12 protein-coding genes are annotated in these 18,870 nt (G+C 62.9%); 3 read left to right on the top strand and 9 right to left on the bottom strand.

Features of this window, described 5'->3' with window-relative positions:
* Positions 1 to 14: 14 nt before the first annotated feature.
* The 7 genes from ACFY5D_RS15860 to ACFY5D_RS15830 all read right to left on the bottom strand — a co-directional run bounded on the left by ACFY5D_RS15860 (position 15) and on the right by ACFY5D_RS15830 (position 11,363).
* Positions 15 to 2,114 (bottom strand): LuxR C-terminal-related transcriptional regulator, encoded by a 2,100-nt coding sequence (locus ACFY5D_RS15860; protein WP_387531836.1) that lies wholly within the window; start codon positions 2,112 to 2,114, stop codon positions 15 to 17.
* A 149-nt stretch (positions 2,115 to 2,263) separates the two neighbouring features.
* Positions 2,264 to 4,960, bottom strand: coding sequence for a LuxR C-terminal-related transcriptional regulator (locus tag ACFY5D_RS15855; protein WP_387531834.1), 2,697 nt, complete (start codon positions 4,958 to 4,960; stop codon positions 2,264 to 2,266).
* 206 nt (positions 4,961 to 5,166) lie between these two features.
* Positions 5,167 to 6,975 (bottom strand): ABC-F family ATP-binding cassette domain-containing protein, encoded by a 1,809-nt coding sequence (locus tag ACFY5D_RS15850; protein WP_387531831.1) that lies wholly within the window; start codon positions 6,973 to 6,975, stop codon positions 5,167 to 5,169.
* Between the two features lie 16 nt (positions 6,976 to 6,991).
* Positions 6,992 to 7,933: a 4-(cytidine 5'-diphospho)-2-C-methyl-D-erythritol kinase gene (locus ACFY5D_RS15845; protein WP_387531829.1), complete on the bottom strand. Its 942-nt coding sequence runs from the start codon at positions 7,931 to 7,933 to the stop codon at positions 6,992 to 6,994.
* Complete coding sequence (gene rsmA, locus ACFY5D_RS15840; protein WP_387531826.1) at positions 7,930 to 8,811, bottom strand: 16S rRNA (adenine(1518)-N(6)/adenine(1519)-N(6))-dimethyltransferase RsmA; 882 nt, start codon at positions 8,809 to 8,811, stop codon at positions 7,930 to 7,932. Before rsmA ends, ACFY5D_RS15845 begins: the two co-directional genes overlap by 4 nt.
* Positions 8,812 to 8,985: 174 nt before the next feature.
* Complete coding sequence (locus ACFY5D_RS15835) at positions 8,986 to 10,086, bottom strand: transglycosylase family protein (protein WP_387531824.1); 1,101 nt, start codon at positions 10,084 to 10,086, stop codon at positions 8,986 to 8,988.
* 314 nt (positions 10,087 to 10,400) lie between these two features.
* A complete protein-coding gene (locus ACFY5D_RS15830; RefSeq protein ID WP_387531821.1) occupies positions 10,401 to 11,363 on the bottom strand; it encodes a TatD family hydrolase in 963 nt (320 codons plus the stop codon).
* A gap of 176 nt (positions 11,364 to 11,539) precedes the next feature.
* Here ACFY5D_RS15830 and ACFY5D_RS15825 point away from each other — a divergent pair, with 176 nt between their 5' ends.
* From ACFY5D_RS15825 to ACFY5D_RS15815, 3 genes are read left to right on the top strand one after another with little or no spacing between them, the layout of a single operon-like run.
* Positions 11,540 to 12,520 (top strand): AAA family ATPase, encoded by a 981-nt coding sequence (locus ACFY5D_RS15825; protein ID WP_387531819.1) that lies wholly within the window; start codon positions 11,540 to 11,542, stop codon positions 12,518 to 12,520.
* Between the two features lie 22 nt (positions 12,521 to 12,542).
* Positions 12,543 to 13,967 carry a DUF58 domain-containing protein gene (locus ACFY5D_RS15820; protein ID WP_387531816.1) on the top strand — a complete coding sequence of 475 codons (1,425 nt, stop codon included), beginning with the start codon at positions 12,543 to 12,545 and terminating at the stop codon, positions 13,965 to 13,967.
* Complete coding sequence (locus ACFY5D_RS15815; protein ID WP_387531815.1) at positions 13,964 to 16,405, top strand: DUF3488 and DUF4129 domain-containing transglutaminase family protein; 2,442 nt, start codon at positions 13,964 to 13,966, stop codon at positions 16,403 to 16,405. The genes ACFY5D_RS15820 and ACFY5D_RS15815 overlap by 4 nt, the downstream gene beginning before the upstream one ends.
* On the opposite strand, the gene ACFY5D_RS15810 is transcribed toward ACFY5D_RS15815, so the two are convergent.
* Together ACFY5D_RS15810 and rfbB are read right to left on the bottom strand one after the other, a co-directional pair.
* Positions 16,387 to 17,787 carry a sugar nucleotide-binding protein gene (locus ACFY5D_RS15810; RefSeq protein ID WP_387531813.1) on the bottom strand — a complete coding sequence of 467 codons (1,401 nt, stop codon included), beginning with the start codon at positions 17,785 to 17,787 and terminating at the stop codon, positions 16,387 to 16,389. The two genes, ACFY5D_RS15815 and ACFY5D_RS15810, sit on opposite strands and share 19 nt — an antisense overlap.
* Positions 17,784 to 18,821: a dTDP-glucose 4,6-dehydratase gene (gene rfbB / locus ACFY5D_RS15805; RefSeq protein WP_387531810.1), complete on the bottom strand. Its 1,038-nt coding sequence runs from the start codon at positions 18,819 to 18,821 to the stop codon at positions 17,784 to 17,786. Before rfbB ends, ACFY5D_RS15810 begins: the two co-directional genes overlap by 4 nt.
* Positions 18,822 to 18,870: the final 49 nt, after the last annotated feature.

Here is an 18,870-nt window from a genome sequence, read left to right as displayed (position 1 = left end):
GTGTCCAAGGGTTCTCATACTTCGACGCTACTGACGATATCCAGCGAAGCAACCATTGAGCTCAATTCCCTTCGTCCGCCAATCGCCAGCTTTGAGTAGATCTGGTAGAGGTGGCCTTCCACCGTACGAATCGAAACGCCTGCGTCCTTGGCAATTTGTTGGTTGTTGAGCCCTTGCGCAGCTGCTGCGGCCACAAACTTCTCGCGCCGGGTCAGGACTTCGAGAAGCGGGGATTCCCCATCCAGAACGTCTTCTCGCGTCGCCCTCGAACGCGAAACGATGCTCTTACGACGGCGATTGACGCAGCTGGCAACCAACGTTTGGCCGGACGGCGAAAGCTTTTCAAGCGCGCGATTGGCACCAGGCAGGGCAAAAACTACCATGCCAGCGTCAATCATTGCTTCCAGCCCCGCCAGCAGCTCCGACTCGAGATCTCGTTCTGAGCTGGAAGCCATGAGTGCCAGCGCGGTTCCCAGCTTTGAAGATCCACATTCGACCATCTGATTCGAGAGCCGGTCCGGGAGCTGATATCCATGCCGCAGTCCAACAATCATCTCGAGAAGTTCTCGCTGGCTGACGTTTTTCTGGCTTTCGCTGGTGGTTAACGGGTCGTGTCCCGCAGTAGTCTCAGGTGAGGCCAGCAACTCCGAAAACCACCATCGCGCCGGACCCCAGTGTTCGGTGAAAGGCAATGGGGCATGGCGCGACGGGTCGTCGATGTCTTTAATAAAGTTCTGCATGGATCGCACGAGCCATAAATCGTATGTTGCCTCGGAGTCTTCCAACTGGGCGAACATGGAGTCCAGAATTGGCTGTGCCTGGTGAAATCGGTCGGAGACGACATGCAGGATAGCCTGTGCCACGGCGACGACCTCGAAAAGTTCCGCCGGAAGTTCTTCAACGTACTCGGGGATTATCCGGTGAATGGCCTGCTCGGTGTCTTCCACCTCTCCGTCCAGGAGACTCGTTCGCAGTTCACCGAGCAACTGGCACAATTCCAATGAACGGGGGGTCCCGCTGCTTGCCAATTCTAGGTACTCGTTGGATTGCTCAGAGATGAAAGCAAAGAAATTTCCTTCACCGGCTTCGGTAACCGAGTCCAGGTTTATCGGTTCCACATGCATTTCACTTCTGAGAACGTCTTCGAGAAGTTTTGAATTGAGGATGATGGCTTCCCGATTGCTGCCGATGCGTTCTACGAACCCCCACCCAATCAGATGGTCGACATCGGCAAGATCGTTTTCCTTCAACTGCGAAATTCTCATGGATCTTGAAGCGGCAAGACGTTGAATGAGCCCGCGCTCGGAGTCGCTCAGGATGGAAATTTGAGAGAGTGCCATCGACTCGACTCTGGCTCCGTGCGGCCACACCCCGTGTTCCGTGCACAAGAAGTGCCCGTCACGAATCGCGAGTTTTCCGCTGGCAATGGCGTCAAGTGCGAGGGCTTCCAACCACCCGGGGTTTCCCTGGCTCCGGTGCCACATTTCTGCAGTGGTCACAGGTGTGGGCACAGCACCAAACTCCTCAATGAGCGCCTGGTGCACCTCATCCACGGTAAACGGATCAACGTTTACTTCGTGGTATCCCGGGCCACCGCAAAGCGGAACGAACTCGGCCGGAAGGAATTCTGCATGGACTGCCAAGATGACCAGCAGAATGCTGCGGCTGTAGGCCATTTGCGACAGTACCGCACGTGATTGTGCATCAAGGAGTTGTGGATACTGAACCACGACCACGGGCCGGCAGCCCGTACGACGCCTCATCTTCGAAAAGGAGCGAACGACATCGGCAGGACCAACTGAATCGTTTGGTCCAACATCGGTCAGTAGGAAAACAAGCGCCCCATAGTTAAGTCTTTGGGCGTAAGTCGTTCCGACGATGTAGATGAACTCGTTCGTATCCGCCAGCTGTGCCTGCGCAAGTAGAGCACCCCTGTCGTCGCCGTGCTCACCGAGCATGAGCAGCGCCATTGCAGAGTCGTCCTGGAGCACAGTTTTCAGTTTGCCCAAGTAGGTTTCACGAGGTTTTCCCCCCAAGGAACCCTCAACGTACTTTTCCCCATTTGCATTGGCATTTCCCCCAAAATTAGGACGCCAAGCATTGTTTTCATTCATCGTCACCCGTTCCCCAAATCCGGATAAATCAACGAAAGACCGTCCCCCAAGGAGGCCTTTTGCTACTTCGTCCTCATCCTACGGCTGTTCCGTGACCTAATCATCAGTTACGGGAATATTTGATTCACTCGTTTGCCCTTTCTCGGTACTTAAGTATCCTCGGTCCGGATGCCAGTGCCTCCGGCGGAACCAGTGGTTGCGTCTAAATACAGCCTCCCCAGTTCGAGACGAGAACCGACATCGAGGCGCTGATAGATCTGATACAGGTGTCCCTCAACGGTCCGTACCTTGACTTGCAAGCGCTTTGAGATCTCCTTGTTGCTGGCACCGGTGGCGACTTCGGCGACAATCATTCTTTGCCGATATGTCAGTGACGAAACACGTGCAGCCGCAGATCCGTTGGAGGCTGCAATTTCGCGGGTATCCGATTCATGCAGGACCAAGGGCGTTTCCGGAGACAAGATGTCCGGGCCTTGATGTTGCGCGGTCTCCACTTGCAAGTCGACGGCCATTGCGAAGGACTTATGGCCCATCGCCCATGCCTCCGACACTGCTTGTGCGCGCTCGGAGCTTTCCGTTTCGTCGAAATGCCTTATCAGCGATTCGACGGTGGCCGCCAGCGAGCCATCAATTCTTTCCGAGCAAAAAAGCAGCTTGTCGAGCCCCTTCCGATCGCCACAGCGCAACAACATCATGCGGTTGATCAGTTCCGGGGTAAGAGCTCCGCGTGAAAGATTCTTTTCCGCCTGGTCTTGCAGCATCCGAATGGCTTTTTCACCAGCGCCCAGATTGAAATGGACTATAGCGGTGAGCACTGCCACTGCTTGCGAAGTCTCCCAGTCGTTTGTGATCGGCATCAGCTCCAATTCCGCAAGGTATCCCTCGGCTGCCACCTCGTCGAAACTCGACGCCGCCAATGCGGCGGCAGCGATTGCCAGCTGCAGTTGGCAATCGGGATCCACGGCTCGAAGCTGTTCTATCTCAACCCGAATCTGCTGCAACGCATCCTCCGAGTGGCCCATGAAAACATTCACAAGCGATGCGTACAGACCCTTGATCTCGGTGATCCTAGGGGATTCTTCGCCCCCGGTCCACGCAGCCTCAATCAAGGCGAAGGCCTTGCTCCACTCTCCCGACATCAAGTACAAATCGGCCAGATGCTGACGAATTCGCTGACTCGTGGATAGCGGCAAAAGGTCTTGCTGAAGCAGGAGAACTAATTCTTCACCCCGTCTAAGGGCGGATCTAACGTTCCCGGCGCGCAGCGAACGCAGGTTGTGGAAGAACTGCCAACGCAGCAGGTCACCTGCCTTCAAACTCGGATGCGTATAGGGTGAATTGATGACCCCAGGCTTTTCACCGAGACGATAAAGAACCTCGGATTCTACGAGGTCGAGCTTTCCCGCTAGTTCCGGCAATCGTTCACAACCTGGGCAACCGGCATCGATCCATACAGCAATGGCGTTGCGTGTCGCGGCAAAGATTTCGCCTAGAGGGACTTCTGCAGAATGCGACTGAACGGCAACCAGTTGAGTCGCTGCTATTTCCAGACGAATCATGTACGTCAAGTTGTCCGGCGCCGGACTAGAACCCGGCACCGGTATTCCCACACCGAACCGTGCCCGTAGTCGACCCAGGATTTCGCCGGCAAGTTCCAGGTATCCCCCGCAAATGAGGGCTTCAAGCCGAACCAATTCGGTTTCCGGGGAAACGTCGTACCCCTCACTGAGAATTTCCAGGCAGAGATCGGGTTTCCCTCCGGAGAGCGCTTCCAGTGCCGCATCATGAATCAGCCCGTGGCTGGAGTGCATGCCAGCTATTTGTTGCCATTTGAGCAATACCGAGGGCTTCAGCAATGCTTCATTGCCCGGAACGCTCAGAAAGATGTCCAGCAACTCACGGGCTTTCCCCGGCGGCGTGGCAGCTGCAACAACCTGATGACTGAGAGTCCCCTGCAGGCTCACCTTTCGCGCGTACTTTCCACGAATTTCCAACAGTCCTTGGGCATGCACGGAATCAACGACAGCGGCATCGCTGACACTCATCAAGGCACTCAGTGGGATTTCCTCGGAAAGGGCCAACAACTGAAGGAGCTCGTGTTCCTTGCCATGGACCCGTCGTGCCGTTGTCGTATGGATTGCTCGGCTACGTGGCCCAATCGGGCCCATCGTGCCGTTGACAACCCAGACGTTTCCCGAACGAACCAAGTAGCCCTGTTCGTACCAGTCCTGGACAAGCGCCGCGATTAGATGCAGCTGCCCTGAAGAGGACCGCCACAGTTGATATGACGTAGAGCGGCTGACGTCGCCTCCCAACGCCAGGCCCAATCTGCGATGGGTTTCGGCCAGAGTCAAGGGCATTAGCCGTACGCGCTGCAAGCGCACGACGCCAAGAAGATCGTCGCGTTCTTGGTGGTCTGCGGAGGGCAACGTTGTTGTCAAGCACAACAACGCAACGGCATTGGCAAGTGCCAGGGCAGAGAGGAAGGAAATGGCATGGGGGCCAAGCCGCAAGGACTCGGGGACAAAGACCACAATTGGTCGCCCCCCGGATTCTCTTTCCAGCATCTCGTGAGCACCACTGAGCTCTTGGAACTTTGTTTCTTCATCCTGCTGCTCCACGCGATCCAGGACTCGGCTGAAAGCCAATGTCACGCGTTGCTGCTCGGGAAAGCCCAAATCGAGAATGAGGGCCTTGCCATGCAATCTGCGCAAAACCGCAGCGGCCATCGTTCGTTTGCCCGAGCCCGCGGGTCCCTCAAGTAGCGTGCCAGGTCCGTTGAGCAATGCGTCGACGGCTTGATTGACTATCCCGTCGTTCTCAAAGACGTCCCAGTTGAAATCCAAGCTGCTCTGCGAAGCGAAGAACCTATCAGCCGACGACGACTGTGACTCGGCGAGCGTCCCAAACCTCTCCACGTATACCTACCCCTTCCCCCCATGGGGGCAATCTTGTCATCGAAAAAGAAGATTGGATAGACCGCCTGCGGAAATGCGCTTGGTGGGTTGGCCGGCCGTGTGGTTTGGGACAGTCGCCGGGGAAGGTCGGGCTCTTACTCGCCGAGAATCTCGGCGGCCTCCAGCCACGCCATTTCCAGTTCTTCCTTTTCCGCTTCGACGCTCTGCAAGGTGGCGTTGAACTTGTTCACCTCGTCAAACTTCATGGCCTCCGAGGCTGCTGCCATTTGGGCATGAAGCTTGTCGATCTGTGACTCCAACTTGCCCATCTGTCGCTCCACCCGGTTCAGTTCCTTGCGGGCCTCGCGCTTTTCGGCCTCGCTTGGGCCAGTGGTCTCCGCGGCCGCCGAGGACCCGGACTTGTCGGTGGGAGCCCCCGAGCTTCCACCGCCCTGAACACCCGATCGAAGTTCCAGGTACTGGTCCACGCCTCCCGGCAAGCCGCGGATCTTGCCGTCGCCAAGCAGTGCCACCTGGTGGTCTGTGACGCGTTCAAGAAGGTAGCGGTCGTGGCTGACAACGACGAGGGTGCCCGGCCAGCCGTCGAGCATGTCCTCGATCGCCGCGAGGGTATCCGTGTCCAGGTCGTTGGTGGGCTCGTCGAGCATCAACACGTTGGGTTCGCCGATGAGAAGGCGCAGCAGCTGCAGCCGGCGGCGCTCACCGCCGGAAAGCTCCTTGACGGGGGTCCACTGCTTGTCGGTTCCGAAGCCCAGCTGTTCCGCGAGCTGGCCGGCGGAAACCTCCTTGCCGCCGACCTCGAAGGACATGCGTTCGGACTTGATGACCTCGATCAGGCGCATGTCGGCGACCTCGTCCAGCTCCTTGACCTCCTGGGTCAGGATCGCGGTCTTGACGGTCTTGCCGCGCTTGATCTTGCCCGAGGTGGGCTCGATCTCGCCGTTGAGCAGGCGCATCAAGGTCGATTTGCCGGCGCCGTTGACACCGACAATGCCGACACGCTCACCCGGGGCCAGGCGCAGGGTGATGTTGTTGAACAGCGGCTTGCCGGTGCCGAAATCGAGGGTCACGTGCTCGAGGTCGAGCACGTCCTTGCCCAGGCGGGCGGTGGCCATCTTGTTCAGGGCGACGGTGTCGCGAGCCACCGGGACATCCGCGATGAGGGTGTTTGCGGCCTCGATGCGGAACTTCGGCTTGGACGTGCGAGCCGGGGCGCCGCGGCGCAACCAGGCAAGTTCCTTCTTGACGAGCTGCTGGCGCTTGCTCTCGACAACCGAAGCGGTGCGGTCGCGCTCGGCACGGGCCAGCACGTAGGCCGCGTAGCCGCCGTCGAACGGGTCGACGATGCCGTCGTGGACCTCCCAGGTGCGGGTGCAGATTTCGTCGAGGAACCAGCGGTCGTGGGTGACCACGAGCAGGCCGTTGGCGTTGGCGCGCCAGCGGTTCTTCAGGTGCTTGGCCAGCCAGGCCACGCCCTCCACGTCAAGGTGGTTGGTCGGCTCGTCGAGCATGATCACCTCGTGCTCGCCGATGAGCAGCTTGGCCAGCGCGACACGGCGCTTCTGGCCGCCGGAGAGCGAGGAGACCTCGGCATGCCAGTCGACCTCGCCGACCAGGCCGCCCATGACCTCGCGCACCAGCGGGTTCGAGGCCCACTCGTGGTCCGCGGCCTCGCCGACGATTGCCTCGCCCACCGAAAGGTGACCCTCGAGCACGTCGGACTGGTCGAGGTAGGCAACACGCACGTCGCCGCGCTTGGTGACGCGTCCCTCGTCAGGGGTGATGCGCCCGGCCAGCAGGCGCATGAGCGTGGACTTGCCGTCGCCGTTGCGACCGACCATGCCGATGCGGTCGCCGTCCTCGAGCCCCAGCGACAGGGAATCGAGAACGGTACGGGTGCCGAAGGCCATGGAAATGTTTTCGGCGCCGAGCAAATGTGCCACGGGTGGGGGCTCCTAGCTAGAGGGTGTGTTCGATGGTGGGCAGGATGCTGGCTCCGGGAACCGGGCCGTGCACGGCGATCGTCGCCACGCCTGCCTCGTCCGAGAGCTGGGTCATGATTTCTTCCGCGTGCGACTCATCCGTCGCCAGGAGGGCCAGGGTGGGGCCCGATCCGGAGACCAGCGCGTGCAGGGCGCCCGCGGCCTCGCCGAGGTCGCGCACCACGCCGAGTTCCGGGGCAAGTGCCAGCGCGGCACGCGTCATGTCGTTGACCAGCAGGCCTGACAATGCCTCGAGGTCCGCGTCCATCAGGGCCCCGACCATGTCCGGGTCCACCTCGGTGGGGGTCGGCACGTCTTCGGCGGCGCGCAGCCGGTCCAGCATGCCGTAGACCCGCGGCGTGGACAGGCCGTAGGAGGCGGGAACCAGCACCCAGTCGGTGCGCTCGCGCAGGAGCAGCGGGGCCAGCAGGTCCCCGACGCCCAGGCCGACTGCGGCTCCGCCGTGCAGGGCGAAGGGCACGTCGGCACCCAGCCGGGCACCGAGCCTGGCCAGTTCCTCGCGGTTCAGCCCGGTTCCCCAGAGCGCGTTGCAGGCCACCAGGGTGGCTGCGGCGTCGGCCGATCCCCCGCCCATGCCGCCGGCGATGGGCACTCGCTTGGTGATGCAGAGGTCCACCCCGGCGTAGTGGCCGGTGTGCTCGCGCAGCATCATCGCGGCCTTGACCACCAGGTTTTCGGGCCCTAAGGGGAACGAATCGGGGTCCGAGACCGCGGTCGAGTCGGGGTGCAGGGAGACGTGGATTTCCTCGTCGTCGCGGCCGGTTGCAGAGACGTCCTCGTAGAGCGACACCGCCAGGTAAAGGCTGGCCACCGAGTGGTAGCCGTCTTCGCGGGGTGGACCAACCTTGAAGTAGCAGTTGATTTTTCCCGGTGCCCGGGCGGTGATGGTGCGGCTCATTCGGTACCGGATTCCAGCTTTTGTTTGGCCTCCGCAATGGCCGTGAATTCGAGAATGCCGAGCTTCTCGCCGCGGGCCTGCGGGTCGATGCCCGCTTCGACCAGGGCAGCTTCGGCCTTCGCGGGGGACCCTGCCCATCCGGCCAGTGCCGCGCGCAGCGTCTTGCGGCGCTGGGCGAAGGCCGCGTCGATGACGGCAAAAACCTCTTGGCGGCTGGCGGTTGTCACCGGCGGCTCGCTGCGTTCGAAGCCGACGAGGCCCGAGTTGATCTTCGGTGCGGGCCAGAAAACGTTCATGCCGATGACGCCGGCCTTGCGCATGGTGCCGTACCAGGCACCCTTGACGCTGGGGACCCCGTAGGTCTTGTTGCCTGGTCCGGCCGCCATGCGGTCGGCGACCTCGTCCTGCACCATGACCAGGCCATGGCGCAGCGACGGGAAGTGCTCAAGCAGGTGCAGCACCACGGGCACCGCCACGTTGTACGGCAGGTTTGCAACAAGCGCCGTGGGCGGGTGCGGAAGCTCCGTGATCTTCATGGCGTCGGAGAGGACGACCGTCAGGTTCTCTGCCTTGTCCGGGCGGAATTCGGCAACTGTCTGCGGCAGGCGTGCGGCCAGCTTCGGATCAATCTCGACGGCGACCACGCGGGCAGCGGCGTCGAGCAGGCCAAGGGTCAGCGAACCCAGACCGGGTCCGACCTCGAGCACGGTTTCGCTTGGATCCAGGCGCGCGGTCGAAACGATGCGGCGGATGGTGTTTCCGTCGATGACGAAGTTTTGCCCCAACGTCTTGGTCGGGCGTACGTCGAGTTCACCGGCAAGGCGGCGAATGTCGGTGGCGCCGAGCAACGGCGGCGGGGTTGATTCTACGGAAGTCACGTTTCAATCTTAGTTCAGGCACCGGGCCGGGCGGACCGGTGGTCGGTGGAAAGCTCCGGGAGAGCGGCATTGGGCAGGAAAGCCCGATGGGCCCCGCAGCTATGCGGGGCCCATCGGTCATTATGGCTTGTGCCGTTGCCGGCAATTGCCCGAGGGCGTGCCATGCGTCGGTTCCTAGCGCAGGCCCAGCTTGCTCGAGCAGGCGGGCCAGTGGCCCCAGCCGCCGTTGGCGCGAAGTTTCTCGGCCGTTGCAACCTGTTCGGCCGGCGTGGCCTGGTGCGGCAGCGGGGCGTATTTGGTGCCACCCGCGCCGGCCCAGCTGCTGGCGGAGAACTGCAGGCCACCGTAGTAGCCGTTGCCGGAGTTGATCGACCAGTTGCCGCCGGATTCGCACTTGGCCAGGGCCTTCCAGGTGGCCGAAACGCTGCCCGGGGTCGAGGTGGTCGCCTTCGGCTTGGGCTTGGCCTTGGTTCCGACGGAGACTTCTTCTTCCACGGGCTTGGTGGTGACCTTGTCGCTGACCAGTTCCTTGTCGGCTTCCTTGCCGTTGCGCAGGGTGACCGCGTAGGTGAGGGTTCGTTCGCCGTCGACGCCCTTGGTCAAGGTCTTCTTGGTGCCTTCAAGCGCCGTGGCATCCTTGACGGTCTTGGTGCCGTGGGCGATCGATTCGGTTTCCTTGACCTTCTTGGTCTCCACGCGAGTGACCTTGATCTTCAGGTTCTCTGTGACCTCGGCGGAAGGCTTGACGTTGAGCTCGTCGTCCTTCCCGAGCTTCACCTTGGCGTCGGCCAGCACATCGGCCACGGTGGTGGCCGTGGTGTCCAGGTTCTTGGTGTCGCCGTCGACCTTGATCGTCACTGCCTTGGGAGTGGAAATGTCGATCGAGGTACGCAGATCAACAAGCTCGAGTGCCGGACGCTGTGCGATCTCCGAGTCGGAATCCACGTCTAGCTGCTCGAGTACATCTGCAACGGTCAGGCCGGTGGTGTGAACCACGCGCTCAACGCCGTCGATGCTGACCTCAACGGTCTTGTTGCGCTTGATGTCGATGGACGCTCCATCGGAAACGGCCGTATCAAGGGCCGGCGAAATCGCATCGAGGCTGGAAACCTCAATCTGCGAGTCCTTCAGGACATCGGCCACTGTTGCGGCACGGGTGGATACGTTTTGGCTCTGACCGTCGATGGCCACGGCGATGGTCTTGTTGCCACCGACAAACGTGACGAGACCGAGGATCAAAGCGGTTAGGACGGCTGCTTGCGCGCCGATTTTCACCCAGCGATTCTTGAAGGCATTCTGCACAGGATTCCAAACTTAGTTCTGGTCCAGGCACGGGGATCCCAACCCTGCGCGGCTTCAGCCAAAAGTTCGATCACGAACCGTGGGTGGAGCCGTTGTTGCGCAGTGTCGGTGTTTTGAGGCACCATCCGATGCCGCAGAAATGGCCGGTACCGAAACGGATCCCGACCAACATCTGCAGCGTCAAACGCACCCGGGAACCTTCCCCGATCCCGGCTACTTTTTATTAACCGTAATCGAATCGTAATAAGGCTGCAAGTGACGCGTGCTTGAGTTGTGGGAAAAATGCGTTAAAAGGACCCGTAGGCGCGCCGGGTGTTGTCGGCGAGCGTCCGGCAGTATTCCTCCAGCTCAACATCCAGGTGGTCGGCCATGAAACGCACGGTTTGCGGGATCAGGTAGCTGGCGTTGGGACGGCCCCGGTACGGATGCGGCGTAAGGAACGGGGCGTCGGTTTCCACCAGCACCAATTCCGGCTTGGCCACCGACAATGCCTCGCGGAGGTCAAGGGAGTTCTTGAACGTCACGGTTCCCGAGAACGATAGGTACCAGCCGTTGGCATTGCAGATTTCAGCCAACGCAGCGTCACCCGAGAAGCAGTGGAAGACCACGTGCTCCGGAAGCTCTTCGCTTTCAAGGACACGGACCACGTCGAGGTGTGCATCACGATCGTGGATCTGGAGCGCTTTCCCGTTTTCCCTGGCAATGCGGATGTGCTCGCGGAAGGACGCCTCCTGGGCGGGACGCCCTTCGGGACCCGTGCGGAAGTAGTCCAGGCCAGTTTCCCCGATGGCACGGACCCGTTCGTGTCCGGCGAGCGCCTCGATCCTGGCGATCGCGGCGTCGAGCTCTCCGCTTGCCCCAAGATCTGCCGCGTCATTGGGGTGGATTGCCACGGCGGCCAAGACCCTGCGATCCTCACTGGCGGCACGAACCGCAAATTCCGAGGACTCGACATCGCAACCGACCTGGATCACACCGGGAACCCCCACGGCATTTGCCGCGTCCAGGGCCTGCGCAATGCTGACGTTGACCAAGCCGTCACGGAAATCCAGGTGGGTGTGGTTGTCCGGAACACCAAACGGCAGGGGTTCCGGTGCGGGCGGGTAATGGAGATTCCGCTTCTTGCCCTGCTCGTTTTCGCCACTTCGGGCCAGGTCCCCGTTCGGGCCATCCTGATTCACCGCTGGCAGGTACGCCTCGGGAACCCCGATGGTGCTTCCGCCCTTAGCGCCGCCACTGCCCTTGGCCATCAATCCAGCTCCCTCAATCCACGGTTGTCGTCCCGGAGCATTTGCCCGCAACGTACCAAGGGTACGCGGCTCACCCGACCAGGCCTCGCCAAATGTGATGCGCAGCACGGCAATGCCGGTATCGTTGAAGTAAGGACTTCACATTTACTTACTGCCGCACATCAGGAGGACATTGCATGTCGCTATCCACCGAGCCCCAGATCCTGTCGGCCGATGAATTTGGCCGCGTCTGTGAAGAGGTTTTGTCCAGCATCGCCACGGTGATCGACGGCAAGGCCGAGGTGGCACGCACTGCACTGATCGTCCTGCTCGCCCAAGGGCACCTGCTTCTGGAGGATGTCCCTGGCGTCGGAAAAACCATGCTCGCCAAGACCCTGGCCAAGACCGTCGACTGCACGGTCCACCGCATCCAGTTCACCCCGGACCTGCTGCCCTCTGATGTCACGGGCGTTTCGATTTTCAACCAGGACACCCACGAGTTCCAGTTCCGTCCCGGGCCGGTTTTCGCCCACATCGTCATCGGCGACGAGATCAACCGGGCCAATGCCAAGACCCAATCCGCGCTTCTCGAGTGCATGGAAGAAGGCCAGGTCACCGTCGATGGAACCACTCATCCATTGGGAAATCCCTTCATGGTGATCGCGACGCAAAACCCCATCGAGTTGGAGGGGACGTTCCCGCTGCCGGAGGCACAGCGCGACCGGTTCATGGCCAAGATCTCCATGGGTTACCCCGATGCCGCGGCGGAAATGTCGATGCTCGAATCGCACCAGTCCACTTCGCCCCTGGATAAGGTCCGTCCCGTGCTGGACCTGGCGACCCTGCACACGCTGATCAACACCGTTGCTGCGGTGTTCGTTTCGGAGCCGGTCAAGGAGTACATCGTTGCCCTGGGCCGGGCCACCCGCGAACACGGGGAAATCCGGTTGGGGGCCTCCCCTCGTTCCCTGTTGCAGCTGCTGCGGGCCGCAAAGGCCGAGGCCGCGCTGAATGCCCGGGACTACGTCCTGCCCGAGGACGTACGGAAGATCGCCACGGACGTCCTGGGGCACCGCCTGATTTTGCACCGCCGTGCCGAGGCCGCCGGCACCAACGCCGAATCGCTGCTGGCATCCATCCTCAACTCCATCCCGGTTCGTGCCGGTGCCCGCGGATAACCCGCGAAAGCCGTCCGGGAACATGAGCCTTTCGGACCCGGGGCCCGCCGAATTCCGCGAGTCCCCGCACAACCTCCGGTGGACGCGCGACGAACCACCGGCGACCCTGCGGGCGCGCGTCCACCTGGGATTCCTCACGGCACGCGGCTGGGGCCTGTTTGCCACGGGCGTCGTGGTGCTGGCGGGTGCCTGGCTGCTGGGCCGCCGCGAGATGATGGCCGTTGCCCTTTTCCTGATCCTCACGCCCCTACTGGCGGCCTTCCTGCTGCGCTACGGGCGGTCGCCGATCACGGTGGCCCGGACGTTCAACCCGAGCGTCGCCGTGACGGACTCCGGCCTCCGGGTCCGGCTCCACATCAGCCACCGGGGCCGCTCCCCCGGCATCCTGCCCCTGAGCGACACCCTGCCGCAGGACTTCGGGCACGGGCCCGAGTTCACGTACCCGTCACGGACCGCGGTGGTCCAGGGCGGGGTTTCCAGCAGCCACTACGAATACCGTCTCCGTCTGGCTTCCCGCGGCATCTACCCCATCGGCCCCATCAAGGCCCAGGTCACCGATCCGTTCGGGCTGGCCACACGCCCCGCGGCGCTGGACAAGCCGAGCGCCCTGGTGGCAATGCCGCAGATCGAGTCCCTGGAACCGGGCGGGCTGCCCGGTGATCGCGGGGCCCACGGCCAGGCAAGCTCCAACCGCCGGCTGACCCCCGATTCCTTCGACGTCATGACGCGGGACTACCGGGACGGGGATTCGGTGCGCCGCATCCACTGGCCGGCCACGGCCAGGCGCGGTTCGGTCATGGTGCGCCAGGAGGACTACCGCGCAACCCCGCGCGCCGTCATCGTGCTTGACCGTTCGCGCGCGGCATTCCTGCCCCACGGCGCCGGCTCCGAAACGGGCCTGGAAATCCCGCAATACACCTCGGCGCCCAAGCAATCCACCCAACGATTCGAGTGGGCCTTGCACGGAGCACTGGGCATCGGCGCGTATCTGTCGCAGTCCGGATTCGGCATCGAAATGATCGACCACGAGGCCCGGCCCATCAACCAGGTCTCGGCTTCGGGATCCGACGACGGCTCCGAGGTCTTCGGCGGTTCCCATGCCGTCGAGGACATGCAGGGCGCACTGGCGGCGCTGGGGCTCGAGGATCCGCCCTCGCGGCACGTCTCCGAGTCAGCGCCGGCGCTGACCACCGCGTTGAAAACCCGGTTGCGGACCCACGGCGACCGGCTCGTGCTGCTGCTCGGCGATGTGTCCCCCGCGACCGCAAACGCCTGGATCGATTCGGTCGGCGGGCGCCGCAAGGTCGTGGTCATGTGCGTTGTGCATCGGCCGGAGCAGGCCCAACCCGTCATCACGCGATTCAGGCAGGCCGGATGGTCCGCCGTGGCGGTCTCCCCCAAGACCTCGCTTGCCGAGGCCTGGAACGAACTAAGCAGGCAGTCATGAGCACCCCAACCCTGGACCAACCGCGATCCACCGAGCATTTCCAGGCCCCGCCCCCGGCCCGCAAGGACCTGCGGGCGGCGGCTCCGCTGCTTTTTGCGGCGTTTGCCACGGTGCTGGCAACGCTTGGCGCTGCGGCCAGTCTCCACGGGGTCGTCAGCGGCTGGGCTTGGCTGACCCAGGTGACGGTGGTGGTGCTGGCGATCGTGCTGGCCACCAACCTGGCCCGCCATCTAGCAGCCCCGCGGGCGCTCGTTCCCGGGATCGGGCTGCTGGCCGCGGTCTTCAGCCTGACCTTCCTGTTCTTCTCGAACACCGCGTTGCTGGGCTTCATCCCCACATCCGCAACTTACCGGGCGCTTCTGCATGTCTGGGCCATGGCCAATGAGCAAATGGGGTCCCAGGTGCCCCCGGTGCAAACCACTGGCGTCATCGTCTTTTCCTTGACGCTGTGGACCGCTGTGGTCGCGCTGGCCGTGGACACGCTTGCCTTTACGATTCGGGCCGCGGCCACGGCCGGAATCCCCCTGTCGTTGCTCCTGCTCATTGCCTCGCTGTTCGAACCCAGCGGTGCCGGCATCGGTTCCGTCGCGGTGACGGCCATCGGATACCTCTTGGTCCTGGCTGCCGCCCGGTGGCTGGAGTCCGGGACGTCGAGTGGCAAGGGCCGGCGCCTGGCGGTCGAGCTGGTCGGGGAACGCGGGAGCGGCCAGACAACGGCCGCCCGCAAGCCGGGAAATTCGTGGATCCAGGGATCGGTGATCATCGCCGGTGCGGTGGCGAGCCTGATGGTGCTGCCCATGGCCGTCCCCGGGTTCACCAAGGGCATGATGGTGGAGGGCACCAGGCCTTCCTGGGGCGGAGTTGCAACCAACATCGATCCGATGATCGCCCTGGGCAACGACCTGCGCAACAACTCCCCCGGAACGGTCCTGCGGTACTACACCAATGACACGGAGCCCCTGTACCTGCGCACCTCGGTGATCGGGAACCTTGAAGGCAGCAAGTGGCAGCCTGACGACGCCCTGCTCCGCGTGCCCGTCAGCGAGCCGCTGGAAATGTCCCCGATTCCGACCATGTACGGCGTCGCGAGGGACTCCGTGACCCGCGTCGTGACCGACAGGTATCGCGGGGTGTGGCTGCCGATGCCGGGAAATCCGGTGGTCGTCAGCGGCCTGCCCGGCAACTGGCGTTGGAGCCCGGACACCGGGACCATGCTCGCCGGGTCGAACGAGCCGATGGCTGCCCAGGACTACACGACGTTGCACCAGATCCCGGAGATCACGGCCAAGGACCTCGTCGGCTGGACCAACGGAAGCCAAGACGAATTCTTCGGCGCGGTGGACCCCGAGTACTCGCGCATGCCGGATGACACTCCCGAATCCCTCTTTACGGCGACGTCGAAGGCCATTGCGGGCCTCGAGGACAAGTCGCCCTTTGAGCAGGCTGCCGCCATTCAGGAACACCTGCGTTCGGCGGCCTTCACCTACTCCGAAAAGACCCCCGTCGAGGACGGCTACGACGGCAGCGGCATGCAGGTCATCGAGGCCTTCCTTGAGCAAAAGGCCGGCTATTGCGTGCATTTTGCCTCGACCATGGCCATGATGGCACGCACGCTGGGCATTCCCAGCCGCATTGTCACCGGGTACTCCCCGGGAAGCGCCACCGGCAACAGCGTTCCGGGCAGCAACGGGACCACGCTGAACGAATTCACCGTCAGTTCCCGCAATGCGCACGCGTGGCCGGAACTGTACTTCCCAGGCGCGGGCTGGGTCGCCTTCGAGCCCACCCCGGGCCGCGGCGTACCGCCGGCCTACGCCCCGGCCGCAACGGCGCCGACCCAGAACCTCGGCCAGGATCCGCGACCGTCGAATCCCACGACCCGGAACTCGGCAAGTGCCAAGCCGAGTTCCAGTTCCAGCGCGCCTGCCGTCGCGGCAAGCAACCAACCGGAAAAGAAGGACCCGCCGCTCTGGCCGTTGGCAGTGCTTGCCGGCATCCTTTTGCTGGCCTCGGTCCCGATGTCGATCAGGCGATTCCAACGTGCGGGGCGTCTGCGCAGAATCTCCGGGACCGGAATCGACGACGCCGGATCCGGCGTGGCCACCGCATGGGCGGAACTGGTCGCGATGGGCTTGGACTACTCAAAACCCATGCGGCAGGATGAATCGGCAGGGGACTATGCCCGGCGTCTGGCGGGGTTCCTGCCCGATGCCAAGACGGAACTGCAAACACTTGCCGGTGCCTATGAAAGGCGGCTCTACGCTCCGGCAATGCCGGCCAAGGCCGGCGGCCAGTCGCTTGCAGGGGCCTTGTCCGCCGTCGAGCAGGCCTTCAAGTCGCGGCTGTCCGCGGGGACTCGGGTCGCCGTTGGCTTGTGGCCGCGGTCCGTCTTCGCCCCGCGACCGCTGGAACCCTTGGGCTACATGTTTTCCAAGTAGCCGGCCAGACGCTCGTGCTGATCCATCGGCCTGAAGCCGGTTTCCTGGATCTTGTCCAAACGCAGGTTGCTGCTGGCCGGCCGCGGGGCGGTATGGGGGCGCCCCTCAAAGTAGTCGGCGGTGCTGATCTCGTTCACACGGTCGGGGTCATGGCCGCAGAGCATGAAAACCCGCTTGGCGATGTCCGCCCATGAGGTTGGTTCACCGTCGTTGGTCAGGTTGTACACGCCGTATGGCGCACCGGAATCGAGCAGGTGCACGATGCCGGCTGAAATGTCCGTGGTGAAGCTCAACCGCCCGTATTGGTCGTTGACCACGGATGGATTCACACCGGTCTGGGCCAGCCGCGACATGGTTGCGACAAAGTTCTTTCCCTCGCCAACCACCCAGCTCGTACGGATGACGTAGTGCCGCGGAACCATCCGCACCAGGGCGTCGCCGGCCGCCTTCGTCTGCCCGTAGACGCCCAAGGGACAAGGTGCGTCCTCCTCGCCGTAGGCGCGTTTGCGTCCGTCGAAGACATAGTCGCTGGAGACATGGACGAGGGTGATTCGGTGCTCGATGCAAATTTGGGCAAGCCGTTCCACCGCCGTGACATTTGTGGCCCAGGCATCGTGTCTTCCGATTTCGCTTTCCGCCAGATCGACCTGGGTATACGCTGCGGCGTTGATCACCGTCCCGTAGTCCGACCAGTTGACCCGGGCCACGTGGGCCGGATTGCAGAGGTCGAATTCCGAGCGCCGCGGAAACTCATGGCGGTCGTCGCCGGATAGGAGCGCCGACAACGCGCGCCCCAGTTGCCCGCTCCCGCCGATGACCAGGGTCTTCAACGGCTGCACCGGAACGACATCGACCAAGGCCGGGTGGGACTTGTCCGCATCCGAGATGGTCGCCTTGTCCAAGGGGATCGGCCACGGGATATTGGCGGTTTCGTCGGCCAGGTTCACGAACGTGTAGTTCTCCTGGGCATGCGGCGACCAGTGTTCCGTCACCAAATAGCTGTATCCGGTGTTCGGTTCCAGCGTCTGGAAACCGTTCCCGACTCCGCGCGGCACAAAGACCGCCTGGCCAGCGGTGAGAATCGTGGTGAAGCTGGTGCCGAAGCCTTCCCCGGCGCGCAAATCCACCCAGGCGCCAAAGACCGACCCGCCGACCACGGCGACGTACTTGTCCCAAGGCTCGGCGTGGATCCCCCGGGTTGTCCCCGGTTCCCGGTTGAAGGATACGTTGTTCTGCACCGGGCGGAAGTCAGGCAGCCCCGCGGCCGTCATCTTCTCGCGCTGCCAATTCTCCTTGAACCAGCCCCGCGCGTCCTCGTGCACGGGCAACTGGACCACCAACAGCCCGGGGATGTCGGTGGTCAGGATTTCGGGCGCCTTCACCGGCCGGGACCTTCCGCTGCGGCCGCGAGTTGGTGGGCCTGTTCCTGAAGCACGTAGCGGTCTTCGGTCTGCCGCTTGCTCGGCTCCCACCACCAGCGGTTCTCCCGGTACCAGGCGATGGTTTGGGCCAGGCCCGCGGCAAGGTCCTGGTGCTGCGGGCGCCAGCCCAGCTCCTTGCGCAGGGTGCCCGCGTCGATCGCGTAGCGCAGGTCGTGGCCGGGCCGATCGGCAACGGAGTCGAAGGCGTCCCTGTCCTCGCCCAGCAGGTCAAGAATCGTTTCCAGGACCTCGCGGTTGTTCTTCTCGCCGTCGGCCCCGATCAGGTAGGTTCGGCCCACCTCGCCCCGCTGCAGGATTTCCCAGACGGCCGACGAATGGTCATCGACGTGGATCCAGTCTCGGACGTTGGCTCCGCTGCCGTACAGCTTGGGCCGCTCTCCGTTGAGGATGTTGGTGATCTGCCGAGGGATGAACTTTTCCACGTGCTGGTACGGCCCGTAGTTGTTCGAGCAATTGCTCAGCGTCGCCCGCACCCCGAATGACCGCACCCACGCCCTGACCAAGAGGTCCGAGGCGGCCTTTGTCGACGAGTAGGGACTCGAGGGGTTGTACGGGGTGGTTTCGGTGAAGCGCGCCGGATCGTCCAGCTCCAGGTCGCCGTAGACCTCGTCCGTCGAGATGTGGTGGAAACGCACGTCGTGGCGCCTGACCGCCTCGAGCAAGGTGTAGGTTCCCACGATGTTGGTGTTCAGGAATGGTGCGGGGTCGTGGAGTGAATTGTCGTTGTGGGATTCCGCGGCAAAATGGACCACGGCGTCGACCTCCCCCACAAGTTCGTCGACCAGCGTGGCATCGGTGATATCCCCGATTCTTAGCTGGACCCGATCGGCGGGAAGGCCCCTGAGCGACTCGGGATTTCCCGCGTAGGTCAGTGCGTCCACAACAACGATGCTTGCTTGGGAGTGCGCAATCACGTAACGAACAAAATTTGCCCCAATGAATCCGGCACCCCCAGTTACCAGGATTCTTTCCATGGTTGCTAGGCTAGCGCCCCTCCCCTTTCGTGGCTAGGTGTGCTTAGTA

It is taken from the genome of Paeniglutamicibacter sp. NPDC012692, assembly GCF_042901625.1.
GTDB lineage: Bacteria > Actinomycetota > Actinomycetes > Actinomycetales > Micrococcaceae > Paeniglutamicibacter.
The sequence above is the reverse complement of the archived record's forward strand: the minus strand, read 5'-3'. Positions and strand labels throughout refer to the sequence as shown.